The following is a 22,368-nucleotide window of genomic DNA, read 5'->3' as shown; positions in this document are numbered from 1 at the left end:
CAAGACTATGGTACCGTGCCGATCAGGCTTCGTCGTCTGGTCGGTGCCAATCCAAAAGTGGCGAGTCAGTGTTTTCACAGCCGTTGATCCCGCAGATACCAGCGTCCGCGCCGGCCTGCTCAACGCCGGATGCGAGGCGATTGATCGTCCAGTCAACGTCATGGCCCGTCTCCGATGCGTGCGCAGCAAGTGCGACACGTGCGCGTCCGAGTGCTGCGTGTGACTCTTCGAACGCACAGTCCAGACAGGTGACCTCGACGTTCGTTTCGGCCATACCCAATCGTTTCGTCCCCGACGGCGAAAGCACTCCGATCGGGCCCTTGTTCTCGACCGCACCGCTGAGGGCTACCCAACGAACATTGTTTTGTGTCCGACCGTGGAAACAGCAGGTATGTCCACACGCGTGCTCGTTCCAGTCGATGGATCGCCACACTCGAAGGCAGCGGCCGAATACGCGATCGACCTGTATCCCGATGCGACGCTCATATTACTTCACGTGCTCGGCCCCACGAACGTGTCCCCACCCGACGGTTTGGGAACAACTCCTGGGGATGCAGAGACCGACGCAGACGCGCTTTTTGAGGAAGTTCGCGATCGACTCGGCGAGAGCCCTGTCGAAACCGCCACCACGACGGGGAATCCCGCTCGCGAGATCGTCGCCTACGCTGAAGCCGACGAGAACGATATCGACGCGATCGTCATGGGGAGCCACGGTCGAGACGGTGCTGCACGAATTCTCCTCGGCAGCGTCGCAGAGACAGTTGCCCGTCGGTCGCCGGTTCCGGTCACAGTCGATCGATCCTGAAGAGTGGCTCGATCGCCCTTGTTCGAAACAATATCCCCGCTCAAATCACGGAGAGCCGTGTCGTCCAAAAGTCCCTGAACGCCGACTCAAGGGCGTCTTGAGGCGAGCCCCTGGCGTCAACTGCTGCGGTGTGATCGGCTGCAGCTTCGAGGTCGTCCAACACGGTTCGCTCGCCGACGAGGATCGTCCGATCGACGCGCTCGACGTCGTCGAGTTCCTCCCGAACTGCATCGAGGTGATCGGCGATCTGTTCGTCACGGATCCGCTCGAAGCGCCCCTGTGAGAAGCCACCTTTCGAGTGATCTGACTTGACGTCGCTTTCGAAGCCGGTCACTGACTGCCGCTCGACTCCCTCGTAGACGCCGACCGCGAACACGTCGGATCTGACGACGCCAAACGCGAACCGCCCGGTCGGACGGAACCACTCCTCGGGCGCGAGGAAGCTGTCGTCCCATTGGTCGACCGGGTCGGGCTGTATCGGCGGCCGAACGACCACCGTCACAAGCCCCATGTCGTCGGCGTATGCAACTCCGGGTGCCGCTCGACGCAGCAGTGGGGTTCTCGGCTCAAAAGCGGTCGTCGCCGATTCTGGAAGCGATCGGCCCTCGTCGATCGTCACCGTTAGCGCACCTTCCGGCCCAGTTCGTATCGAGCGGAGCCGTGAGAGGAATTCGTCGAGCCGATCGCCGCGTAGAGAGGTCCGCCGGGCGAACTCCACGGTCGTCTCGGTGCCGCCGGATGCGAGCCGATCGAGCTTGTCTTCAAGCGCAGTGAGCCGATCCTCGAGGCGGTTTATCGTCTCCTCGGCGTCCTGTTTGTCGCTCACCGCGTCGGCCCGACGCTTTTGTTCGGCCTCGAGACGCCGCTCGAGGTGTCGGTTTTCCTCCGAGAGCGTCTCGATCTCTGCTTTCAGTTCGGCCCGGCCGAACAGCTCATCGAGCATAATTCAACGGAACGGCGAATCGACTTGAAGCGTTCGGTTGAGACTGTCACTACGGGGTCACGTCCCGCTGACCGAGCGCCATCCGGAATACCGCAGTAGCTCCATCGCCCGAGTTCCCTCCGCCAGCAACACCTCCCGACGGTTTGGGAGACTCTCGTCGCCGAACGTGTCCGGAACCGCGAGGGTGCCGGTTGGAACGTTGTCGTCGCCGTGAACGGGGAAGTGGGTACCGTCGAGTTTCATCACGAGTGGGGCATCGAGTCGCTCAATGCCAGATCCTGATGCATAGAGCTGTTCATTCATGTGTTCGTGGTCCGCGCGATGGATGACCGCCCGATCGCAATCGTGCGGTTCGACGTACAGTTCCCCGAGGTAGTAGCCGCTTGAGAAGCGTTCAAACATCGGTGCATGTGAGCGTATACCACACCGGCAGATAAGCGTTGTCGAAAACCCTTATATATGACCGCTATCAGTCCGCTCTCGTCTATCGATATTGAGAGTTAGCCAGCGGTCGGTACCGAATTGGCGTAAGGCTTACTCCCAGGTGACGTCGATCGACTCGATGACGACATCCTCTCGGGGCTTGTCGTTTCTGTCGGTTCGGACCGAGCCGATCTCCTCGACAACGTCCATGCCATCGATGACCTCCCCGAATACTGAGTGGCGTCCGTCAAGGTGTGGAGTCGCATCGAGGGTGATGAAAAACTGCGAGCCGTTCGTGTTCGGACCTGCGTTCGCCATCGAGAGGGTTCCTGCGGAGTCGTGGGTCAACTCGTCGTGGAACTCGTCGTCGAACTGGTAGCCGGGACCGCCGCGGCCCGTACCGGTCGGGTCGCCGCCCTGGATCATGAACCCCTCGATGATTCGGTGGAAAATAACGTCCTCGTACAGCGGTTCGCCGCTAACCGTCTCGCCAGTTTCTGGGTCCTCCCACTCTTTCGCGCCGGTCGCAAGGCCGATGAAGTTGTCGACGGTTCGGGGCGCGCGCTCTTCGAAGAGTTCGACGGTGATGTCGCCGTGGTTCGTGTGGATCGTCGCGGTTGGGTTGCTCATACACGAATCTCGCGGTCGATCCTGAAAACCCTGCTGGGATCGTCCAGCGGCGGGCTGGCACGCAGTGAAAACAGCGGATCCGATCGCAGTGGCGGCCGATCGAAACCGCTAGGGGTTTGTCGACAGCACTCACACTGGCAACATGGATCTCGCACTCACGATCGTCGCGCTGTGTACGGGCGCGCTTGCAGGCGGACTGTTCGCGTTTCTCAACGTGCCAATTCCAGCCCCGCCGGAGCTGCCGGGACTCATGGGCATTGTCGGCGTCTACGCCGGCTATAAGCTAGTCGCCGCAAGCGAGGTCGGCTACGACTTGCTCGCGGCGATCGGGCTGTGACCGACCGCGATCGTTAGCTGTCATCGGGTCCAAGAGGAACCCACAGGCTCTTACTTTCCCATCCCGTCGAACGGTGATGGATGCTTATCTTGGGAACAGTTCTCGCGGACGCTAAGACGGTGATTGACGACGGGGCCGTCGTGACGAGCGACAACACGATCGACGCGGTGGGCGATCGAGCTGATCTCTGCGAGCGGTATCCGGATCACGAGCGCGTCCACTACGACATCGTCGCCCCCGGCCTTGTTGGCGCACACATTCACTCCGTGCAGTCGCTCGGTCGTGGAATCGCCGACGACGCGGCGCTGTTGGAGTGGTTGTTCGACTACGTCCTCCCGATGGAGGCGTCTTTGTCTGCCGAAGAGATGCGAGTTGCCGCCGAGTTGGGCTATCTCGAACTCGTCGAATCCGGCACGACGACCGTCATCGACCACCTCTCTGTCAACCATGCTGAGGAAGCGTTTGAGGCGGCGATCGACGCCGGAATCCGCGGCCGACTGGGGAAGGTGCTCATGGATACCGATTCACCGGACGGCCTGCTCGAATCGACGGCAGAGGCACTGTCTGCATCTGAGACGCTGATCCAGCGGTACCACCAAGGAGGCCCTGATCGGATTCGCTACGCAGTGACGCCACGATTCGCTGTGACCTGCACCGAAGCGTGTCTCCGTGGCTCCCGGGAACTTGCCGAGCGCTACGACGGCGTCACAATCCACACGCACGCGAGCGAGAACCGCGAGGAGATCGAAACTGTCGAAGCCGCCACCGGCATGCGAAACATCGAATGGCTCCACGAGGTCGGATTGACTGGACCGGACGTCACCCTCGCACACTGCGTCCATACGAACGATCGCGAACGCGAACTCCTCGCCGAAACCGGCACAAACGTCACGTACTGTCCGTCCTCGAACATGAAGCTGGCCAGTGGGATCGCACCGATCGTTGACTACCTCGATCGGGGGATTACCGTCGCGCTGGGCAACGATGGCCCGCCGTGTAACAACACGCTCGATCCGTTCACCGAGATGCGCCAGGCCAGTCTGTTACAGAAGGTCGACACGCTCGATCCGACGACGGTTCCAGCTGAGATACTCATCCGGATGGCGACAGTCAACGGCGCTCGCGCGGCCGGGTTCGATCGTGTCGGCGAACTCAAACCAGGATGGAAGGCAGACGTGATCGGGCTGCGAGCCGATCATACACGGGCGACGCCGTTGCACGACGTGCGATCGCATCTCGTGTTCTCCGCGCACGGCGACGACGTGGCGTTCACCATGATCGACGGCGACGTGTGTTATCGTGACGGCGAACACACCCGCGTGGACGCTGGTCGGATCCGCGAGGACGCCCAGGCGATCGCCGACGGGTTTGACTTTGCTGAATCAGCTCGATGACGGCGACGCGGTCGGACGAAACCCCTAACAATCGCCACCCGAAGATGCCATATGCACACTGCCGAACGGGTGACGCTCGCACAGTTTCCGTCTGGGATCTCGATCAACACCACGGTTCACACCTACGGCGACCGTGCCGATGACGGGCCGACGATCTACGTGCAGGCCGCCCAACACGGCCGCGAGATCAACGGAACTGAAGTCCTTCGCCGGCTGCACAACCGCTTGACCGACGATGACACCCCCGAACTGCGCGGCACCCTCATTGCGGTCCCTGTTGCAGACCCCTTGACATTCGACACGGTCTCGTACACGACTCCCGAGATCGTCGACTCGGTCAACTCGAACATGAACCGCTGTTGGCCGGGCGATACCGCGGGGACGATCCACGAGCGGATGGCCGCGACGCTCTGGGAGTACGCGAGCGAGGCCGACGCGATCGTCGATCTCCACACCGGCGGCCCAGATATGCAGACGCACACGGTGTACATGCGGGGAAACACTGAGTCACGGGCGCTGGCGGAGGCGTTCGGCACCGAGCTGTTGCTCGCAGAATCAGCCGGAGACGAGGCGTCGACGGAGTGGAGCGAACGCGGCTTCGGCGGCAAACTTCGTGTCGCCGCGACGCGTGAGGGCATTCCGTCGATCACTCCCGAACTCGCACACAACAAACAGCTTGTCGAGCCGGCGATCGAAACCGGCCTCGACGGGATGGTGAACGTCCTGCGATCGTCCGACATGCTCCCTGGATCGGTGCCTGCGTGGGACGGGATTCGCGCGCGAAACCACCTCGGACGCGTCCGGGCTGCAGCCTCGGGGCTGTACGTCCGCGACCAATCAGCATCGCTCGGCGATCGGGTCGCAGAAGGCGACACGTTTGGGACGGTGTACGATCCGACGACGTACGAGGCGTTACAAACAGTCGAAGCCGATCGAGACGGGATTCTCTACTCGATCGAAACCGAAGCGACGGTCACCGCGGGTGAAACGCTCCTCGGAGTCGCCGAGCGGATCGACCAATAACTCGCTCCAATAAACCGTATCGGAGCCGCGTTGGCGCACCGAAGCGTTTGCGTACATTGCGTGCTTTGTGAGTTGTATGGGGACGATCTCCGTACAGGTTCCCGACGAACTCGAAGCAGAACTTGACGCGTATCTTGAGGACAAGAATCTCGATCGGAGCACAGCCATCCGGAAACTGCTCTCTGAGGGACTCGAAACGTGGCGTCGCGAGAGTGCGCTTGAAGAGCTCGAATCGGGGAGAATCACGTTCAGCGCCGCGGCCGATCGAGCGGGAATGTCCGTCTGGGATTTTGCCCAACTCGCCGCAGAACGTGGTACCACCTGGGTCGCAGCCGATCATCTCGATTCGGACTTTGAAGTGCTGTCAGCCACTGATGAATAAAATTGAGGACTTCTGCCGTGTGTCTCTGTGATGTTCCACGGGCGAACGACACTAGAGATTATAACCCACTCAAAACGCCTGTAGATCGTCCAGCACTGCCGCCGCGCTCCCGTCGTCGATCGCCGCCCGAGCCATCTCGAGGCCCTCATCAAGTTCGTCAGCGTCACCGCCGGCGTAGATCCGGAACGCAGCGTTGAGCGCGATCGCGTCGGCGAACCGATCGGTTCGCTCGCCGGCGAGCACCTCGCGGGTGATCGCTGCGGACTCACCCTCAACGTCGTCGCGGTCTACACCGAGATCTTCGGTCTCGAAGTCCATGCCGTAGTTGGCGGTCTCGATCTCGTAGTCGGTGAACTCACCGTCGGTCCACTCTGCGACCTTGGTGTAGCCGGGACGGATGTCGTCGTAGCCTTCCATCCCCTGGAACATGATGATTCGGTCGAGGTCGTGGTGCTCGCTCTGTTCGAACGTGCCGATCATCTTCTTCGCGAACGCGAGGTGATAAAACGAGCCGAGATGCACGGAGGCGTTCGCCGGATTGGCGATCGTTTCGATCGTGTTGAAGAAGGTTCGCACGCCCATCTGATCGCGGCGCTCGTTCATGCTGTCGACGATGGGGTTGAACGCCGGCTGATAGTAGAAGCCAAAGCCAGTCTCGTCGACCATGTCTGCGGACTCTGCGGGTTCGATCTCCGTGCGGACGCCGAGTTCGTCGAGAACGTGTTTGTACGCCGCGCCCTTCTGGGTCGGTACACGATCGCCCGAGTGCGCTACGACTGGCGTTCCGGCACCGGCGGCGACGAGGCCCGCGGCGACGCCCAGAACCGCCGATCGGAGCTTTCCGTCGTAGTTCGCGCCGCAGTCGACCGGATCGACGTTTGGTTCGGCGTACTCGACGTGTTCGCACATCACGTCAGTGTAGGCCGCCAGCTCTTCGGCATTGTTGTGCTTCCAGCGGTTCGCTAACCAGAACGCGCCCAGCGTTGTGTGGTCAGGCTCGCCGGCGAAGATGCGCCGGATCGCCTCCTGGGCCTGCTCGCGGGTGAGGTCCTCGGCGGATTTGATCCCCGAGCCACAGACCTCAGTCATCAGTCGTTTCAGCGGCCACTCCCCGAACTTTTGGGTCGCCTGCGCCATACGACGCGATAGGGGATAGCCCTGCAAAAGCCTCCCGCTTGTTCGCACGCTGTGAGACTCCGATGAAGAGGTTGGACACATAGAGTATCGTCTGACCATCCGCGGAAGCGAAACCGGTAGATATCCGGCGACCGTAACGGTGACAATGAGTTCGCTTTCGGGGGACTGGCGCGAGTCGATCGACGACGTCGATGCAGAGCTGATCGACAGCTATCAGAGCGGCTTTCCGATCGAGCGCCATCCGTTCGCGCGGGTTGGCGCGGAGCTGGGCGTCAGCGAGGATGAAGCGCTTGCGCGCGTCGAACAGTTACGTGAGGCCGGCGTCTTCCGGCGCTTTGGGGCGGTGTTGAACCCGCCAGTGATCGGCAGTTCAACGCTCGCGGCGGTCCGAGCGCCCGATGAGCGTTTCGAGGAGATTGCCGAGGTGATAAACGGCTACCGGCAGGTCAACCACAACTACCGGCGCGATCACGAGTGGAACATGTGGTTCGTCGTCACCGCTGGCTCGCGGGAGACGCGCGATGAGATCCTTTCAGAGATCGAATCGCGGACGGGCTGTTCGGTGTTGGCGCTGCCAATGTTGACCGACTACTACATCGATCTCGAGTTTCCGGTCGTCAATGACGATCGGTTCGCCCGCGAGAGCATCGAGTCGACGACGGTTGACGCGACGCGGATCTCTGAAGACGCGACTGGCGACCTGACTCCAACGGAAGCAGACGTCCTCTTGGCGATCCAGGACGGCTTTCCGCTGTCGCTGACCCCCTACGACGATATCGCTGACACGATCGACGTGCCGGTCGAAGCCGTCCTTGCGGCGATCGAACGCCTCCAGGACGACGGGTGTATCAAGCGAATCGGCTGTATCGTCAACCACATTGTGACCGGGTTTCAGAACAACTGCATGGTTGTCTGGGACGTGCCTGACGACGAGCTCGACGACTACGGCGAGGCCGTCGGAAGCCTGCCGTACGTGACGCTGTGTTATCACCGCCCTCGACGGCCCGAACAGGACTGGCCGTACAATCTCTTTACTATGATCCACGGCCGGGAAGCCGAGGCAGTCGATGAGAAGATCGACGAACTGGCCGCCGAGTACCTCCCGTTCGATCACGAGCGGCTCTACTCGACAGACACGCTGAAACAGACGGGCGCGCGCTACGATTCGCTGGTTGCTCAGGCGGCCGCCGACGAGCAGTGAGTATGGCTACGGACGAGTCGACCGGCGATCGCCACGGCGTGTTCATTGTCGAGACGGTTGTAGACAAGCAGGCGGCGTTTGCGATCCGTCAGGAGGTGTTCGTCGACGAACAAGGTGTCCCAGCAGCGGACGAGTACGATCGCTATGACGAACGCGCGGGAACGACACACCTGCTCGCGGTTGATGAGGGCCAGCCAGTCGGGACAATGCGGTTGCGCGAAATCAACAGAGAGGCGGACCGCGGGGGCAAAATCGAGCGGGTGGCAGTCCGACAAGCTGCACGAGAGCGCGGCTGGGGGGTGGCGCTGATGGATCGCGCGGAATCGCTGGCAACCGATCGCGACTACGATTTCCTCCTGTTGCACTCACAGGTCCATGCCGAGGCGTTTTACGCCAAACTCGGGTACGAAACTGAAAGCGACGTGTTCGTCGAGGATGGGATCGATCACGTGCGGATGCGAAAGCGTCTCGACGGTTTGTCGTCTCGATAGCGCTCTCTCCCCGGACAGCCGATCGCGATCGCGATCGCAAGCAACCGACAGACGAAAAAGCCACAGCAACGTACGCCTCGGTATGAGCGAGGATCGCCAGCAACGCCCGAGCGACATCGGATCCGCCGACGCGCCGCCGATCGAGGACAAGCCCTACAAGATCATATTCGAGGCGAACAAGTGCTTCGGCGCGGGGCGGTGTGCAGAGGCGGCCGACAACTGGGAGATGGACATCGAAACGGGGCTGGCAAAGCCGCGATCGTTCTTCATCGGCGAAGACGAACTCGACGCAAACATCAAGGCCGCGACGCTGTGTCCGGCGAAAAAGGGGGACGGAATCATCCACATCGTCGATCGCCGGACAGACCAGGAGATCGCGCCTGATCCCCACGGCGACGGGACGTTGAGTGTCGATTGGTGACGAGCTGACACGGCTCCGACGGCGACGCCGGAAAGCGAAATTGGTTTGTGGACCGATCGGGTTGACACATATGCGCGAGGGTGGCTGAGCTAGGCCAAAAGCGGCGGGCTTAAGACCCGCTCCCGTAGGGGTCCATGGGTTCGAATCCCATCCCTCGCATCGCGTGTGCGAACGCCAGTGAGCACCGCGAATCGATCAGGATAGGTTCGAATCAGGGAGCGAGCGTAGCGAGCGATCGTGGTCCGAATCCCATCCCTCGAATCCTTCATTCGTGTCAACAGACGTACTATTCAAACATCGATACGCATAGAACCGACGTGTAATCGCGTAGCAATGCCTAATACATGAGAGAGTAATTATTAGATGATATTCAGGTGAATCGATAAATGACGAAAGCCGTTGTCCAAAAAGCAGTACAACCACCCGAAGAAAAACCGACTGGGGAGATCTCTAGGAATACCATTTTCCAGATGCTGGGCAACGAGCGTCGCCGGCTAACGATCAACTATCTCAAACAACTCGAGGGACAAGGAACAGTCCGTGACATTGCCGAACACGTAGCCGCCTGGGAGAATGGAATCGAAACGGTTGAGGTCACGTACAAGCAGCGAAAGCGCGTGTATACGTCTCTGTACCAGTCACACCTCCCGAAACTAGCCAGTGCCGGACTCATCAACTACGACAAGAACCGTGGAACGGTATCGCTCACTGATAAGATCAGTGAGGTCGACATCTACCTCGAGACGGTCTCAAAAAACGAAATATCGTGGAGCGAGTTCTATCTCGGCCTCGGCGGCGTATTTATGGCATTGGCGATCGCAGTGTTCACCGACACGTACCCGTTTTCGCTCATCGACTCGCGATCGTACATCTTTGCGATGGCTGCGGTGCTGTTGGCCTCGGCGGGGTATCATACGCTCTGCACCCGCCGCAGCCGAATCTGAGCACCCGGGAAGCGGAGAGGCCGGCAACTCGAACCATCTTATGTGCGCAGTCCTAACGGGCTCTATGCAGCTGTTTTGGCACCGGCGGGACCTTCGGACGGCCGACAATCGCGGGCTGGCCGCGGCGACCCGATCGGGCGAGGTCGCACCGGTATTCGTGTTTGACACAGGTGTGCTCGAGCACGGCAGTTCACCGCGCGTCGCGTTCATGCTCGACGCGCTCGCGTCGCTTCGGGATCGCTACCGTAGGGCCGGAAGCGATCTGCTCATCCGCCACGGCGATCCGGCGACCGTACTCCCGACACTCGCCTCGGAACTTGACGCCGATAGTGTCGTCTGGAATCAAGAGTACAGCGGTCTGGGCCGCGATCGCGACGAGCGCGTCAGGACAGCCTGTGAAGCGGCTAGTCTGTCTGTCGAGACCTCCCACGACGCGATCCACCACGAGCCGGGGTCGATTACAACCAACGCCGGAGACATCTACTCGGTGTTTACGTATTTCGGCCGCAAATGGCACGATCGCGAAAAGGCCGACCCATACCCTGAGCCTGCGCCGGACGCGCTCGCCTCCGCGGAAGCTGAGCCGCTGGCCGCTGTCGAGACAGAGCCGGTTCCGACACTATCGGCGCTTGGCTTTTCCGAGCCCGAGGCAACGATTCAGCCTGCCGGAACCGACGCCGCCCGCGAACGCGCCGCAACGTTCTGTGGGGACGGAATTTTTCGCTACGGAGAGGATCGTGACTACCCTGATCGAGGCGCAACCTCTCGGCTGTCAGCAGACCTCAAATTTGGGACGATCGGCATCCGCGAGCTGTACGCCGCGACTGAACGCGCCGCGGCGAAAGCAACCGGCGATGAGGCCGAGTCGGTCGAGGAGTTTCAGTCCCAACTCGCGTGGCGGGAGTTTTACACCCACGTCCTCTGGGACAATCCCGAGGTCGTCAGCCAAAATTACAAATCCTACGAGCAGCCGATCGAGTGGCGCGAGGACCCTGAGGCGCTGCAGGCGTGGAAGGACGGCAAGACCGGCTATCCGATCGTCGACGCCGGAATGCGACAGCTCCGCGAGGAGGCGTACATGCACAATCGCGTCCGGATGATCGTCGCCTCGTTTCTCACGAAAGATCTCCTCGTCGACTGGCGAGCGGGGTACGCGTGGTTCCGCGAGAAACTTGTTGACCATGACACCGCCAACGACAACGGCGGCTGGCAGTGGGCGGCCTCAACTGGCACGGACGCCCAGCCGTACTTTCGGATTTTCAACCCGATGACCCAGGGTGAACGGTACGATCCCGACGCCGCGTACATCAAACGATACGTCCCCGAACTCGCCGATACGGATCCGGTGATTATCCACTCGTGGCACGACGCATCGCCGACCCAGCGGTACAACGCCGCTCCAGAGTATCCCGAGCCGATCGTCGACCACAGCGAGCGGCGGGAGGCCGCGATCGCGATGTTTGAGGCAGCTCGCGGCGACGACTGACCGCTGTCTGACCGGAGACGACTGCGTTCGACGGCGATGGCTGACCGCTGTCTGACCGGAGACGACTGCGTTCGACGGCGACAGCTGGGCTCGGCGTACTCCCGGGGACGACTAATTTTTGCCCACAGCCTGCGTTACCGATCGCATGGATATCGGAATCGTGCTCTATGAGGGCTTCGACGAGATCGACGCGATCGGCCCCTTCGAGGTGTTCGAAAACGCGATCGGCGCGGGCGCAGACGCGACGGTGACGCTGTATACGCTGGACGATCGCGAGATGGTGACCGCGAGCCACGGACTTCGGGTCGGCGTCGACGGTGTGCTTCCAGCGGCGGATGCACCCGATCGGCCCGACCTGCTCGTCGTCCCCGGCGGCGGTTGGGCCGCAAAGCGTCCCGACGCGAGCGCGTGGGCGGAGGCACAAAAGGGTGATATCCCCAATGCGGTGGCTGCATACCACGACGCCGGCGTGACGATCGCCGCGGTCTGCACCGGCGGAATGTTGCTCGCAACCGCGGGCGTAACCGACGGACGACGAGCAGTCACCCACGGCAGTGCAATCGAGGAACTCGAAGCGACGGACGCAGAGGTCGTCTACCAGCGCGTCGTTGACGATGGAGACGTACTTACCGCCGGCGGCGTCACATCTGGCATTGACCTCGCGTTACACATCGTCGAACGGGAGTTCGGAGCGTCGATCGCTGACTCAGTCGCGACGACCATGGAGTACGAGCGCCGAACCGAGCCGTACCACGGGAACTAACGCTATTTTGACATATGTTGCCAAAATTGGTTACGCGAGATCGAACTAGGCGTTCCTCCCCCGTCTCGATATTCTCGTGATACGACCTGTCTTGACCCGATCTCCGCCTATTTTGTGGGACGTGCTACCATATGGCTCCTCAACCTTTAACAGGTTCCCAGCCATGTAATAGAATGGAGGAATTACTCATGAGCTACGAACTTGATCCCCTACCGTACGACTACGACGCACTCGAGCCGCACATCTCCGAACAGGTCCTGACGTGGCACCACGACACCCACCATCAGGGCTATGTGAACGGGTGGAATACGGCCGAAGAGACCCTTGCAGAGAATCGCGAAAACGGCGAGTTCGACTCGTCTGCCGGCGCAATTCGGAGCGTTACGCACAACTCCTCGGGACACATCCTGCACGATCTGTTCTGGCAGAATATGTCCCCGGAGGGTGGCGACGAGCCGAGCGGCGCACTCGCGGATCGAATCGCTGAGGACTTCGGCTCCTACGAGGCGTGGAAGGGCGAGTTTGAGGCTGCAGGCGGAAACGCATCCGGCTGGGCGCTGCTCGTCTACGACACGTTCTCGAACCAGCTTCGCAACGTGGTCGTCGACAAGCACGACCAGGGTGCGATCTGGGGCGGTCACCCGATCCTCGCGCTCGACGTCTGGGAGCACTCGTACTACTACGACTACGGCCCAGCCCGCGGCGACTTCATCGAGGCGTTCTTCAACGTCGTCGACTGGGAAGAACCGTCCGCGCGCTACGAGCAGGCCGTCGAACTCTTCGAGTAGCCACGAGGCTCCAGGTCCGTTATTTTTTTGACGCCGATCGACGAGCGGCTGCGCGAGTAGTGATTGGAAGTGTGGTTACCGGCGCGTGATCGCACGAATGACTGCTCGTCGACGATCGCGGATCGTCTCGTAGCGATCCAACAACGTATCCAACACCGGAAACGTGGGTTCGAGCCCCCGGTAGAGATAGCGGTGGAACGTCGATCGGTCGACCGCAGGCGAGCGCCGTTCGACCTGCTGGATATCGGCCTGTCGATCCTGAATCGTTTCGTCGACAGCGTTCATCGTCTGTGAGAGCTCCTGTTCGGCCGCCATGAGTTCCGAAAACGATCGCTCTCTGAGTGATTCGTCCTCGGTTTCGTCGAGAACCGAATCGGACGACTGAAGCGACGAGATGACCGATCGAACCGACTGCCGCTCGGCGTCGATCGTCTCCAAAAGCTCTTGGCGACTATGTGCGGCGAGCCGTGCCTGGATAATGAGAACCTCTTTGAGGTGTGCAGAGAGTCCTGCGCCGTCAACGACAGCGATCGCCGCTTCGGGCGACAGCTCTTCGCTCATGTGTTCGAAGAGATTTTCGCCGTACTCCTCGTCGTAGTGAGAAACCGACATAACGGTCTCTCTGTATCGATCGCGGACCTGTTTGAGCCGCTTTTTGCCGGCGTTCTCACCCGACCGAAGTGCTGAGCCGGCCGGTATCGGCTGTCCAGCCACGGGGATTGATGTGACGCCATCTGCAAACGCCTCGAAGGCATCCCGCTCGACAGCCAGCGTTTGTCTTTCATTCTCTATCGCTGTGCGAACCTCCCGAAGATACCCCAGAAACGCGAGCACGGCTGCAACGCCTTCTCGACGTATCGACTCGCCGATCGCGTGGTTAATGCTGACTACCCCGGGAAGCATGTGAAACACCCAGCTAGGGGCGACCTTTGGGAACAGCACGCTCAGTACGACTGCCCAGCCGAGGAACAGCAAGGGGCGTTTTATCGCGGCAGCGGCCGATCGGAGCGTTCGATTCATGCGAGAGGGACGCTTCTATGTGGGTCGTGATAACTATTAACTATGACGCCGAATGCTGACCGGCTTCGAATCGAGGAGCCAATGCCTGTTTTAGCCATGGTTCCATGGGGCGGCCTCAAAGTCGACAATCCGTTCGGTTCTGTCGATCGCGTCGATCTGCGCAACCTCCGCGTCGGTCAGTTCGAGCTGACGGCTTTCGAGGTTTTCGCGAATGTGGGCCTCGCCAGTTGCTTTGGGAATCGGTGCGACCTGCGCTTTTTCGAGTAGCCACGCGAGGCTGATCTGGGCTGGCGAGGCGTCGTGTGCATCAGCAATTTCGACAATCGCTGGGACGTCAGCCACTCGGTTGCGCGCGATCGGACAGTACGCGACGAGCCAGTGGTCGTCCTCGTGGGCGTATTCCAGAAGTTCAGTCTGTGGGAGTAGTGGATGCATCTCAACCTGATGCGCAAAGAGCGGAACTTCGAGGCGATCGATCGCAGCATCGAGCTGATCAGGTCGGAAATTCGAGAGGCCGACGTGTTCGACGAGGCCACGATCGACGAGTTCGTTGAGTGCAGGAATCGTCTCGTCGGGATCGTAGGTGTTGATCGGCCAGTGGACGTACAGCAGGTCGATCGTGTCGAGGCCGAGACGCTCAGCGCTCTGTGCTGTCGTCTCGATCACGTCGTCGTACGCGAGGTTTTCGGTGGCGAGTTTCGTCGCGACGAAGAGCTCCTCGCGATCGACGTCCGTTCGGGCGATCCCCTCGCCAACGGCCGCCTCGTTGTCGTATCCCTGGGCGGTATCGATGTGACGATAGCCGACTTCGATCGCGGTCTCGACGCTTTTGACACACTGGTCGTGGTCGTCGTTGCGATACGTCCCCAGTCCGAATCGATCGAAGGCCATATCCTCATGTTCTATGACATCGTGTGTGAAACCTCCGGTTCCGGGGATCCGTGTGGGCGATCGGGTCGACTACTGCGGATGGGTCCGCGGTATCGTTATGGCCTGAGCGAAACTACCTTAGATATGAACTCCACTGCTCGATCGATCGAAGAAACGCTCTGGTCCCGACACGCGAATCCCAAAAGCGGGTGGACGCGTGTGCCGACCGGTCCGCTGATCGTCTACGCAGTTTACCGGCGAGACTTCCGTCTGCTCACTGCAGCACTTATCTGGACGATTGTCAGCCCTGTGATCTTTTCGCCGCCAGAATCCCACGAGGCGTGGATGACCCGCGCAGTGCTCGCCGAACGCTGGTGGGTCCGCGAGCAGCGAAACGGGACGATCGGTCTTGACTATCCAAATGTCTACAACGCGGGCGGCGCGATCGCGTTCGCGTACGCGCTCGTGGCCGCTTGGGTGTGTCGACCGATCGGGGCCGCAGTCGGGTGGATTGTCGCCTCAGCACTGAAGCTGTGGTGGATCGCCGTGATCGTCCGTCGCTACGATGCGGCATACGAGAAGGACCCATCCCAATTGCCATCGCAGTAACCCTCCCGATTTTGCCCGGTACTCGCGTACCTGCTGGTGATGGCCGAACACACGATCAACGCAAGCGAGACGTTCGATATCGGCGGCGAACTGACCGTCCACCGGCTGGGGTTCGGCGCGATGCGGCTCACCGGCGCAGACATCATCGGCCGACCCGCCGACGAGACTGCCGCCAGGCAGGTGATCCGTCGGGCGATCGACCTCGGCGTGGATTTCATTGATACCGCCGATTCCTACGGCCCGGGCGTGAGCGAACGCCTCCTCGGGGAGGAATTAGCCGATGGAGAGGCGGTCGTTGCCTCGAAAGCCGGACTCTGCAGACATCGAAACGGTGACTGGCTCCCTCACGGCGATCCCGAGTTCCTCCACAACCAGGTCCTGTGTAGTCTCGATCGCCTCGGCGTTGAGACGATCGATTTGTACCAGTTCCACCGCCCCGATCCAGACGTCGACTTTGAGGCGTCGGTCCACGCGTTCGCGGAGATGAAAGACGCCGGCCAGATCGATCACGTTGGACTCTCGAACGTCACCGTCGAACAGCTCGAAACCGCGATGGAGATCGTCGACATCGCGACCGTCCAGAATCGCTACAACGTGGGCTATCGCGAGGACGAAGACGTGCTGGCGGCGTGTGAATCACACGACGTCGGGTTCATTCCGTGGGGACCAATGTACACCGTCGATGACGAGGGCGTCGCCGGGCCGCTCGATTCGATCGCCGATCGCCACGACGCCTCCCGCCGGCAGGTCGCACTCGCGTGGCTGCTCGAACACTCGGATGTGATCCTCCCGATTCCGGGAACCTCAAGTGTCGATCACCTCGAATCGAATGTTTCGGCCTCGCAGCTGACGCTTGACGAAGAGGACATCGTGACACTCAAATCGATCGATCCGCAGGCCTGACGTTCTCTCCAGAGAATCACCGTCGTTTATTTTGCCGGCCGCCGAACCCTCGTGTATGGATTCCCTCCTCATTTATGGCGCGTACGGCTACACCGGTGCGCTGATCGCCCGGGAAGCGATCGACCGTGGCGGCGAGCCGATCCTCGCCGGCCGGGATGCAACGAAGGTCCACCAACTCGGCGAGGAACTTGGGCTGCAGAGCCGATCGTTCACCCTCGAGGATCCCGATCGGATCGACAGCCACCTCGAGGATGCAGATGTGGTTCTCAACTGTGCTGGACCGTTCGTCGACACCGCTGAGCCGCTGGCAGACGCCTGCATCCGGACCGAGACCGACTACCTCGACATCACCGGCGAGCTCGAGGTGTTCGAGCGACTCGCGCGGCGGACCGAGCGCGCGGCGGCGGCAGACGTAACACTTCTGCCTGGTTGCGGTTTCGACGTCGTTCCCACGGACTGTCTAGCTGCCCACGTCGCCGATCGGCTCCCCGAGGCGACCCACCTTTCGCTTGCAATTGCGGCCGGCGGCTCGATCTCGCCGGGAACGACTAAGACGGCGCTTCGCGGGCTGGGCGACGGCGGGGCGATCCGTGAAGACGGTGCCCTGCGGGCGGTGCCGGCGGCCGATCGCACCCGCATTGTCGATTTCGGATGGGATACACAGACGGTCACCGCGTTCCCGTGGGGTGATGTCTCGACAGCCTTCCGGACGACGGACATCCCAAACGTCCGCGTCTACATGGCATTGCCGGACGCCGCACGGACCGCCATGCGGGTCGCCGATCGACTGGGGCCAATCGTTCGCACTGACGCCGTACAGTCGGTCCTCGATTCGCTCGTCGATCGGTTCGTCGAGGGCCCAACGGCGACCGAACGGGCCGACTCGCAGGTCACGATCTGGGCGGAAGCCTGGAGCGCCGAGACGCACGAGACCGTCGAATCCCTGCTGTCGACGCCCGATCCCTACGACGTGACGGTTGACGCAGCGCTCGAGATTGCCGACAGGACACGCTCTGCAGACGCGCCAGCCGGCTACCAGACGCCAGCGGGGGCGTTTGGCCCCAATCTCGTTTTGGCCCTCGACGGCGTCGAGCGAACCGATCGGTAGCGTGCTCATCGAGCCTGCGGCGATCGATCGCTCAGAGAGCAGTCTCATACACCGCGATTCGATCGGTTCGGAGAAAGAACCAGGCCGTCGACACAGAGACAACTCCAAACGATTCGTTCGTTATATTCTGTCTCGTTCGAAACGGTTTTGCCCTATCCTTGCGCACAGTCAGTATGCCGACGGAACCCGACACGGGGTACGACCCGACACTGGGTCGCAAGTTCGTTTTTGTAACGGGAGGTGTGATGTCCGGACTCGGCAAGGGAATCACAGCCGCGAGCACTGGCCGATTGCTCGCGAACGCTGGATTCGACGTCACCGCGGTGAAGGTCGATCCGTACCTCAACGTTGACGCAGGGACGATGAATCCCTACGAGCACGGCGAGGTGTACGTCTTGAAAGACGGCGGTGAGGTCGATCTCGATCTGGGGAACTACGAGCGCTTCCTCGGGATCGACATGACCTCCGATCACAACGTCACCACCGGGAAAACATACCAGAGCGTGATCGAAGCCGAGCGCGCCGGCGACTACCTCGGCAAGACCGTCCAGATCATCCCACACGTCACCGACGACATCAAACGGCGCATCCGCGAGGCCGCCGAGGGGACCGATGTCTGCATCGTCGAGATCGGCGGCACCGTGGGAGACATCGAGTCGATGCCGTTCTTGGAGGCGCTCAGACAGTTCGCAAGCGAGGAGGATCCCGAGGACATCCTCTTTACGCACGTGACGCTCGTTCCGTACTCGAAAAACGGCGAGCAGAAAACAAAACCGACCCAACACTCCGTCAAAGAGCTGCGATCGATCGGCCTCCAGCCAGACATCCTCGTCGGTCGCTGTGCGGATAAACTCGACGCAGCGACAAAGACCAAGATCGCGCGCTTTTGTGACGTGCCGACCGAGGCGGTGTTTTCGAACCCCGACGTTCCAGACATCTATCACGTTCCGCTCATGGTCGAAGAAGAGGGACTCGACGAGTACGTGATGGACCGACTCGAGATCGCCGACGAAGCGCTGCCAGCGGCCGATCGCTCACAGCGGTGGCGCGAACTCGTCACGCGCGATCGGACCAAATCCGTCGACGTGGCGCTCGTCGGCAAGTACGCCCTCGAGGATGCGTATATGTCGATTCACGAGGCACTGAAACACGCTGGAATCGAGTGTCGATCTGAGGTGAACGTGCTGTGGGTCGACTCCGACGAGATGCGCGATCACCACACAGAACGACTCCAGGAGGCCGACGGTGTCGTCGTTCCCGGCGGGTTCGGCTCTCGTGGCACGGAGGGCAAGATCGAAGCGATCCGCTACGCCCGTGAAAACGATATCCCATTCCTCGGCCTGTGCCTCGGGTTCCAGATGGCGGTGATCGAACACGCGCGAAATGTCCTCGGATGGACGGACGCCCACTCCGCGGAGATCGACGCTGACACCCCGTATCCCGTGATCGACCTGCTTCCCGAGCAACACGAACTGGACGATATGGGCGGGACGATGCGCCTTGGCGCGCACGAGACGACGATCGAGCCAGGCACGCTCGCCGCGTCGGTGTACGACGCCGATCACTGTGTCGAGCGACACCGCCACCGCTACGAGGTCAATCCGCAATACATCGACGAACTGGCTGCCGACGGGCTGACCTTCTCGGGGACCGCCGGCCGACGGATGGAAATTCTCGAACGAGATGGTCACCCGTTCTTTTTCGGAACCCAGTTCCACCCGGAGTTCCGCTCCCGGCCCGATCGGGCGAGTCCGCCGTTCGTCGGGTTCATTGAGGCGGTACTCGAACAGGCCGAGCAGCCAGCCACCGCGGCGGACGATGCGAGCACAGGGATTCAGCTGTAACATCGACGATCAGATCATATCATGGTAGACGTAGACGAATTCATCGACGAGGCAACCGCAGAGATCGAAGCACAGATCGGCGACGAACGAGCGATCATCGCCCTGTCGGGCGGGGTCGACTCCTCAGTCGCCGCAACGCTCGCCTACGAGGCGATCGGCGACAAGCTCACCCCGATTTACATCGACACGGGGCTCATGCGAAAAGGCGAGACCGAACAGATCGCAGCGACGTTCTCGTTCATGGAGAGCCTCCAGATCATCGACGCCCGCGATCGGTTCTTTGAGGCGCTTGAAGGCGTGACCGATCCCGAGGAGAAGCGATCGGTCATCGGTGAAGGGTTCATCCGCGAGTTCGAACGCGAAGCCAAGGAACTCGATGCGACGTATCTCGTCCAGGGGACGATCTATCCCGATCGGATCGAAAGCGAGGGCGGCATTAAATCACACCACAACGTCGGCGGGCTCCCCGAGATCGTCGACTTCGAGGGAATTGTCGAACCCGTTCGTGACCTCTACAAGGACGAGGTCCGCGAGGTCGCCCGCAAACTCGGATTGGAGGAGATCATCTCCGAGCGGATGCCGTTCCCCGGGCCGGGACTCGCAGTTCGGGTGCTTGGGGAGGTGACACCCGAGAAGGTCGCGGTCGCCCGCGAGGCGTGTCACGTCGTCGAAGACGAGCTTGCGGACCACGACCCGTGGCAGGCGTTCGCTGCAGTTATCGGGAAGGGAACCGGCGTCAAAGGCGACAACCGGGTTCACGGCTGGATCGTCTCGGTGCGATCGGTGGAGTCCCGTGACGGGATGACCGCCCGCGCCCAGGAGTTGCCGTGGGACGTCCTCCAGCGTATTCAGAGTCGGATTACGGGAACGAACGACAACGTCGCCCGGGTCGTCTACGACGTGACGCACAAACCACCGGCGACAATCGAGTACGAATGACCGTGAACGCGATCATCGCCGGCCCCGACGTCAACGGCATCGGCGACGCGCTGGCGGCCGAAGGCGCGTCGATCACCCGAATCGCAGACGTTGTCTCCACTGCTACCCTCGAATCGGCCGGGATCGATGACGCGTCGATTCTCGTGTTCACCGACGTCTCGGAGGCGACAGGGATCCCGGTCGCAAAGGAGCTGAACCCCGAGGTTCGGATTGTTGTGTACGCCGACGAGAGTCTCCCGGAGTTCGCACGGGGACAGGCCGATTTGGCTGTCGATCCCGAGCTGTTGGAGCCGGCGATCGTCGCCGAGGAGTTGCTCGGGACTGCGTAGCCGCGCTGGGTTGTCGCGCTGGTCGGTACGGGGCGATCAGTTAACGCACGCGACACTCCGCGGGTGACCGAACGCCGGGCCAACGCCGCACCACCGCTGTTTGGATCCACAATCCGGATTAATTCGGGTTAATCGGCCGAAATACGGCCTAACATTGATGAATCCGACGCGACGGCTAATCTGATTAAAGGGGTGTGACCGACAGGGTCCGACTGCAATGAAACGAACACAACTGCTTGCGATCGGCTTGGCCGCACTGTTGCTCGTCGCCGCATCGGCGGCCGGCGCGGCACAGACCGCTGCGGCAGACGACGACACAGAACAGCTGTCGATCGACGCGAGCTACGAGAACGGCACCGTGACCGCGACGATAACGGCGAATGACAGCGCAGTTGAAGGCGCGAACGTGAGCGTGAACGGTGAGCAGGTCGGCACGACCGACGAGAACGGGACGATCGCGTTCGACGTGCCTGCCAGCGTGATCGATGACGAATCGGTGACGGTCTCGATCACGGCTGACGGGGAGACGACCGATCTAACGTACGCGATCGAAGACGGCGAGCTCGTCGAGGTCGACGACGAAAGCGACGAGGCTGACGAGAGCGACGAAAGCGACGAGAACGAAACTGACGAGGACAACGAAACCGCGTCCGATCGACCCGACCACGCTGGACCACCGAGCGACATGCCCGACCAGGTTCCCGATCACGTGAGCCAGATTCACCAACTCATCAATTCGTTCCTGGATGGTGACCTCGATCAACTCGGTCCGGCTGTGAGTGATGTCGCGTCTGACAGCGACGATGCGGAAGACGACGACGCCGAAGCGGACGAAGAAGCTGAAGACGAAGCGGACGCCGAGGAGGGCGAAGAGGACGCTGAGGAGGGCGAAGAAGCCGAAGCTGAAGACGAAGCGGACGCCGAGGAAGAAGACGACGCAGAAGACGAAGCGGACGAAGCGGACGACGATGACGCAGAAGACGAAGACGATGAAGCCGACGATCGTCACGGTAACGCCCCCGAAGACTCGAATGCTGGCGGCCGGTAAGTAGCTACGATCGCTGACTACGCTGTTGGACATCCCGCTGACACGGCCCTCGGATTCTCGATACGCTTTTTGTCAAATCGCGCTCGTACTGACCAGTGAGCGTACGTGCTGATTGCATTTCGATCGACCCGTCGATCTTTTGTAGCCGTCGATCGGATCTGTGGGTATGACGCTCGATCGACTCGAGAACGCGCTGGCTGAACTGAACCCCGACGACGGCGACATCGAAACCGCCGAACTGGTGGTTCGTGAGGACGTGCTCGTCAAGCTGTTTGCGTTGGGTCCGGGTGCGGAACTGGACACACACGAACACGCAGACAGCACGAACGTCTTTCACATCGTCTCTGGGACAGTCACTGTGATCCAAGATGACGGTGACGGCGAAACCGAAGCAGCGATCGATGCTCCGGGCGTGATTCTGCACGATCGCGGTGTCGCCCACGGCGCGAGAAATGAGACCGACGAGGTCGTTGCGTTCACCGCAAGCCTCTGTCCGCTGCCGTCCTGATCGACCGCACAAACGGTGATCG

Annotated in this window: 27 protein-coding genes and 1 tRNA gene; 21 read left to right on the top strand and 7 right to left on the bottom strand. The window is 61.3% G+C overall.

Going from position 1 to position 22,368, the window contains the following annotated elements; genetic code table 11:
- Window positions 1–22: 22 nt before the first annotated feature.
- The gene (locus E5K03_RS02300; RefSeq protein WP_138004757.1) at window positions 23–274 is read right to left on the bottom strand and encodes a DUF7542 family protein; all 252 of its coding nucleotides are present in this window, start codon (window positions 272–274) and stop codon (window positions 23–25) included.
- A 117-nt stretch (window positions 275–391) separates the two neighbouring features.
- Between E5K03_RS02300 and E5K03_RS02295 the strand changes: the two genes are divergently transcribed.
- Complete coding sequence (locus E5K03_RS02295) at window positions 392–805, top strand: universal stress protein (protein WP_138004756.1); 414 nt, start codon at window positions 392–394, stop codon at window positions 803–805.
- Window positions 806–845: 40 nt separating this feature from the next.
- Here E5K03_RS02295 and E5K03_RS02290 read toward each other — a convergent pair whose 3' ends face one another.
- From E5K03_RS02290 to E5K03_RS02280, 3 genes are all read right to left on the bottom strand, one after another.
- A complete protein-coding gene (locus E5K03_RS02290) occupies window positions 846–1,748 on the bottom strand; it encodes a Vms1/Ankzf1 family peptidyl-tRNA hydrolase (protein WP_138004755.1) in 903 nt (300 codons plus the stop codon).
- 57 nt (window positions 1,749–1,805) lie between these two features.
- Complete coding sequence (locus E5K03_RS02285) at window positions 1,806–2,150, bottom strand: DUF5802 family protein (protein ID WP_138004754.1); 345 nt, start codon at window positions 2,148–2,150, stop codon at window positions 1,806–1,808.
- Window positions 2,151–2,282: 132 nt separating this feature from the next.
- Complete coding sequence (locus E5K03_RS02280) at window positions 2,283–2,801, bottom strand: peptidylprolyl isomerase (RefSeq protein ID WP_138004753.1); 519 nt, start codon at window positions 2,799–2,801, stop codon at window positions 2,283–2,285.
- A 142-nt stretch (window positions 2,802–2,943) separates the two neighbouring features.
- Between E5K03_RS02280 and E5K03_RS02275 the strand changes: the two genes are divergently transcribed.
- The 4 genes from E5K03_RS02275 (at window position 2,944) to E5K03_RS02260 (ending at window position 5,937) form a co-directional block, all read left to right on the top strand.
- Entirely contained in the window at window positions 2,944–3,138 is a 195-nt protein-coding gene (locus E5K03_RS02275) for a XapX domain-containing protein (RefSeq protein ID WP_138004752.1), read from the top strand.
- 80 nt (window positions 3,139–3,218) lie between these two features.
- Window positions 3,219–4,532, top strand: coding sequence for a 5'-deoxyadenosine deaminase (locus E5K03_RS02270; protein ID WP_138004751.1), 1,314 nt, complete (start codon window positions 3,219–3,221; stop codon window positions 4,530–4,532).
- A 51-nt stretch (window positions 4,533–4,583) separates the two neighbouring features.
- Window positions 4,584–5,555, top strand: coding sequence for a succinylglutamate desuccinylase/aspartoacylase family protein (locus E5K03_RS02265; protein ID WP_138004750.1), 972 nt, complete (start codon window positions 4,584–4,586; stop codon window positions 5,553–5,555).
- A gap of 76 nt (window positions 5,556–5,631) precedes the next feature.
- Entirely contained in the window at window positions 5,632–5,937 is a 306-nt protein-coding gene (locus E5K03_RS02260) for a UPF0175 family protein (protein WP_138004749.1), read from the top strand.
- Between the two features lie 69 nt (window positions 5,938–6,006).
- Here the strand turns inward: E5K03_RS02260 and E5K03_RS02255 are convergent, their stop codons facing one another.
- On the bottom strand, window positions 6,007–7,074 hold the full coding sequence (locus E5K03_RS02255; RefSeq protein ID WP_138004748.1) for an anthranilate phosphoribosyltransferase: 1,068 nt from the start codon (window positions 7,072–7,074) through the stop codon (window positions 6,007–6,009).
- A 145-nt stretch (window positions 7,075–7,219) separates the two neighbouring features.
- Here E5K03_RS02255 and ahbB point away from each other — a divergent pair, with 145 nt between their 5' ends.
- The 8 genes from ahbB (at window position 7,220) to sod (ending at window position 13,168) form a co-directional block, all read left to right on the top strand.
- Window positions 7,220–8,275, top strand: coding sequence for a siroheme decarboxylase subunit beta (gene ahbB / locus E5K03_RS02250; protein WP_138004747.1), 1,056 nt, complete (start codon window positions 7,220–7,222; stop codon window positions 8,273–8,275).
- 2 nt (window positions 8,276–8,277) lie between these two features.
- Complete coding sequence (locus E5K03_RS02245; protein WP_138004746.1) at window positions 8,278–8,766, top strand: GNAT family N-acetyltransferase; 489 nt, start codon at window positions 8,278–8,280, stop codon at window positions 8,764–8,766.
- An 82-nt stretch (window positions 8,767–8,848) separates the two neighbouring features.
- Window positions 8,849–9,187, top strand: coding sequence for a ferredoxin (locus E5K03_RS02240; protein ID WP_137196517.1), 339 nt, complete (start codon window positions 8,849–8,851; stop codon window positions 9,185–9,187).
- A 74-nt stretch (window positions 9,188–9,261) separates the two neighbouring features.
- Window positions 9,262–9,346 (top strand) — tRNA-Leu (locus E5K03_RS02235).
- Between the two features lie 227 nt (window positions 9,347–9,573).
- On the top strand, window positions 9,574–10,131 hold the full coding sequence (locus tag E5K03_RS02230) for a DUF7344 domain-containing protein (RefSeq protein ID WP_138004745.1): 558 nt from the start codon (window positions 9,574–9,576) through the stop codon (window positions 10,129–10,131).
- Between the two features lie 64 nt (window positions 10,132–10,195).
- The gene (locus E5K03_RS02225) at window positions 10,196–11,617 is read left to right on the top strand and encodes a cryptochrome/photolyase family protein (RefSeq protein WP_138004744.1); all 1,422 of its coding nucleotides are present in this window, start codon (window positions 10,196–10,198) and stop codon (window positions 11,615–11,617) included.
- 145 nt (window positions 11,618–11,762) lie between these two features.
- Window positions 11,763–12,380 carry a DJ-1/PfpI family protein gene (locus E5K03_RS02220; RefSeq protein ID WP_138004743.1) on the top strand — a complete coding sequence of 206 codons (618 nt, stop codon included), beginning with the start codon at window positions 11,763–11,765 and terminating at the stop codon, window positions 12,378–12,380.
- 188 nt (window positions 12,381–12,568) lie between these two features.
- Complete coding sequence (gene sod / locus E5K03_RS02215) at window positions 12,569–13,168, top strand: superoxide dismutase (protein ID WP_138004742.1); 600 nt, start codon at window positions 12,569–12,571, stop codon at window positions 13,166–13,168.
- Between the two features lie 75 nt (window positions 13,169–13,243).
- On the opposite strand, the gene E5K03_RS02210 is transcribed toward sod, so the two are convergent.
- Together E5K03_RS02210 and E5K03_RS02205 are read right to left on the bottom strand one after the other, a co-directional pair.
- Window positions 13,244–14,188, bottom strand: a complete 945-nt coding sequence (locus E5K03_RS02210) for a DUF7260 family protein (protein WP_138004741.1) — start codon at window positions 14,186–14,188, stop codon at window positions 13,244–13,246.
- Window positions 14,189–14,278: 90 nt separating this feature from the next.
- The gene (locus E5K03_RS02205) at window positions 14,279–15,079 is read right to left on the bottom strand and encodes an aldo/keto reductase (RefSeq protein ID WP_138004740.1); all 801 of its coding nucleotides are present in this window, start codon (window positions 15,077–15,079) and stop codon (window positions 14,279–14,281) included.
- Window positions 15,080–15,202: 123 nt separating this feature from the next.
- On the opposite strand from E5K03_RS02205, the gene E5K03_RS02200 reads away from it, so the two are divergent.
- From E5K03_RS02200 to E5K03_RS02165, 8 genes are all read left to right on the top strand, one after another.
- Complete coding sequence (locus E5K03_RS02200) at window positions 15,203–15,667, top strand: DUF6653 family protein (protein ID WP_138004739.1); 465 nt, start codon at window positions 15,203–15,205, stop codon at window positions 15,665–15,667.
- Window positions 15,668–15,706: 39 nt separating this feature from the next.
- Entirely contained in the window at window positions 15,707–16,570 is an 864-nt protein-coding gene (locus E5K03_RS02195) for an aldo/keto reductase (RefSeq protein ID WP_138004738.1), read from the top strand.
- Window positions 16,571–16,625: 55 nt separating this feature from the next.
- Window positions 16,626–17,678 carry a saccharopine dehydrogenase family protein gene (locus E5K03_RS02190; RefSeq protein ID WP_138004737.1) on the top strand — a complete coding sequence of 351 codons (1,053 nt, stop codon included), beginning with the start codon at window positions 16,626–16,628 and terminating at the stop codon, window positions 17,676–17,678.
- A 173-nt stretch (window positions 17,679–17,851) separates the two neighbouring features.
- Entirely contained in the window at window positions 17,852–19,522 is a 1,671-nt protein-coding gene (locus E5K03_RS02185) for a CTP synthase (RefSeq protein ID WP_138004736.1), read from the top strand.
- 21 nt (window positions 19,523–19,543) lie between these two features.
- The gene (gene guaA / locus E5K03_RS02180) at window positions 19,544–20,461 is read left to right on the top strand and encodes a glutamine-hydrolyzing GMP synthase (RefSeq protein WP_138004735.1); all 918 of its coding nucleotides are present in this window, start codon (window positions 19,544–19,546) and stop codon (window positions 20,459–20,461) included.
- Entirely contained in the window at window positions 20,458–20,790 is a 333-nt protein-coding gene (locus E5K03_RS02175) for a DUF7126 family protein (protein WP_138004734.1), read from the top strand. Before guaA ends, E5K03_RS02175 begins: the two co-directional genes overlap by 4 nt.
- A 217-nt stretch (window positions 20,791–21,007) precedes the next feature.
- Window positions 21,008–21,838 (top strand): cadherin-like beta sandwich domain-containing protein, encoded by an 831-nt coding sequence (locus E5K03_RS02170; RefSeq protein WP_138004733.1) that lies wholly within the window; start codon window positions 21,008–21,010, stop codon window positions 21,836–21,838.
- 166 nt (window positions 21,839–22,004) lie between these two features.
- Window positions 22,005–22,346, top strand: a complete 342-nt coding sequence (locus tag E5K03_RS02165; protein WP_138004732.1) for a cupin domain-containing protein — start codon at window positions 22,005–22,007, stop codon at window positions 22,344–22,346.
- Window positions 22,347–22,368: the final 22 nt, after the last annotated feature.

It is taken from the genome of Halalkalirubrum salinum, assembly GCF_005543295.1.
GTDB classification, from domain to species: Archaea; Halobacteriota; Halobacteria; order Halobacteriales; family Haloferacaceae; genus Halalkalirubrum; species Halalkalirubrum salinum.
The sequence above is the reverse complement of the archived record's forward strand: the minus strand, read 5'-3'. Positions and strand labels throughout refer to the sequence as shown.

Coding starts and splice junctions, on each gene's coding strand:
- E5K03_RS02190 (WP_138004737.1), top strand. CDS start 16,626: ATGGATTCCCTCCTCATTTATGGCGCGTACGGCTACACCGGTGCGCTG.
- E5K03_RS02205 (WP_138004740.1), bottom strand. CDS start 15,079: ATGGCCTTCGATCGATTCGGACTGGGGACGTATCGCAACGACGACCAC.
- E5K03_RS02230 (WP_138004745.1), top strand. CDS start 9,574: ATGACGAAAGCCGTTGTCCAAAAAGCAGTACAACCACCCGAAGAAAAA.
- E5K03_RS02270 (WP_138004751.1), top strand. CDS start 3,219: ATGCTTATCTTGGGAACAGTTCTCGCGGACGCTAAGACGGTGATTGAC.
- E5K03_RS02285 (WP_138004754.1), bottom strand. CDS start 2,150: ATGTTTGAACGCTTCTCAAGCGGCTACTACCTCGGGGAACTGTACGTC.
- E5K03_RS02185 (WP_138004736.1), top strand. CDS start 17,852: ATGCCGACGGAACCCGACACGGGGTACGACCCGACACTGGGTCGCAAG.
- E5K03_RS02195 (WP_138004738.1), top strand. CDS start 15,707: ATGGCCGAACACACGATCAACGCAAGCGAGACGTTCGATATCGGCGGC.
- E5K03_RS02280 (WP_138004753.1), bottom strand. CDS start 2,801: ATGAGCAACCCAACCGCGACGATCCACACGAACCACGGCGACATCACC.
- E5K03_RS02170 (WP_138004733.1), top strand. CDS start 21,008: ATGAAACGAACACAACTGCTTGCGATCGGCTTGGCCGCACTGTTGCTC.
- E5K03_RS02175 (WP_138004734.1), top strand. CDS start 20,458: ATGACCGTGAACGCGATCATCGCCGGCCCCGACGTCAACGGCATCGGC.
- E5K03_RS02290 (WP_138004755.1), bottom strand. CDS start 1,748: ATGCTCGATGAGCTGTTCGGCCGGGCCGAACTGAAAGCAGAGATCGAG.
- E5K03_RS02210 (WP_138004741.1), bottom strand. CDS start 14,188: ATGAATCGAACGCTCCGATCGGCCGCTGCCGCGATAAAACGCCCCTTG.
- guaA (WP_138004735.1), top strand. CDS start 19,544: ATGGTAGACGTAGACGAATTCATCGACGAGGCAACCGCAGAGATCGAA.
- E5K03_RS02240 (WP_137196517.1), top strand. CDS start 8,849: ATGAGCGAGGATCGCCAGCAACGCCCGAGCGACATCGGATCCGCCGAC.
- E5K03_RS02260 (WP_138004749.1), top strand. CDS start 5,632: ATGGGGACGATCTCCGTACAGGTTCCCGACGAACTCGAAGCAGAACTT.
- E5K03_RS02225 (WP_138004744.1), top strand. CDS start 10,196: ATGCAGCTGTTTTGGCACCGGCGGGACCTTCGGACGGCCGACAATCGC.
- sod (WP_138004742.1), top strand. CDS start 12,569: ATGAGCTACGAACTTGATCCCCTACCGTACGACTACGACGCACTCGAG.
- E5K03_RS02275 (WP_138004752.1), top strand. CDS start 2,944: ATGGATCTCGCACTCACGATCGTCGCGCTGTGTACGGGCGCGCTTGCA.
- E5K03_RS02265 (WP_138004750.1), top strand. CDS start 4,584: ATGCACACTGCCGAACGGGTGACGCTCGCACAGTTTCCGTCTGGGATC.
- E5K03_RS02295 (WP_138004756.1), top strand. CDS start 392: ATGTCCACACGCGTGCTCGTTCCAGTCGATGGATCGCCACACTCGAAG.
- E5K03_RS02220 (WP_138004743.1), top strand. CDS start 11,763: ATGGATATCGGAATCGTGCTCTATGAGGGCTTCGACGAGATCGACGCG.
- E5K03_RS02245 (WP_138004746.1), top strand. CDS start 8,278: ATGGCTACGGACGAGTCGACCGGCGATCGCCACGGCGTGTTCATTGTC.
- ahbB (WP_138004747.1), top strand. CDS start 7,220: ATGAGTTCGCTTTCGGGGGACTGGCGCGAGTCGATCGACGACGTCGAT.
- E5K03_RS02255 (WP_138004748.1), bottom strand. CDS start 7,074: ATGGCGCAGGCGACCCAAAAGTTCGGGGAGTGGCCGCTGAAACGACTG.
- E5K03_RS02165 (WP_138004732.1), top strand. CDS start 22,005: ATGACGCTCGATCGACTCGAGAACGCGCTGGCTGAACTGAACCCCGAC.
- E5K03_RS02300 (WP_138004757.1), bottom strand. CDS start 274: ATGGCCGAAACGAACGTCGAGGTCACCTGTCTGGACTGTGCGTTCGAA.
- E5K03_RS02200 (WP_138004739.1), top strand. CDS start 15,203: ATGAACTCCACTGCTCGATCGATCGAAGAAACGCTCTGGTCCCGACAC.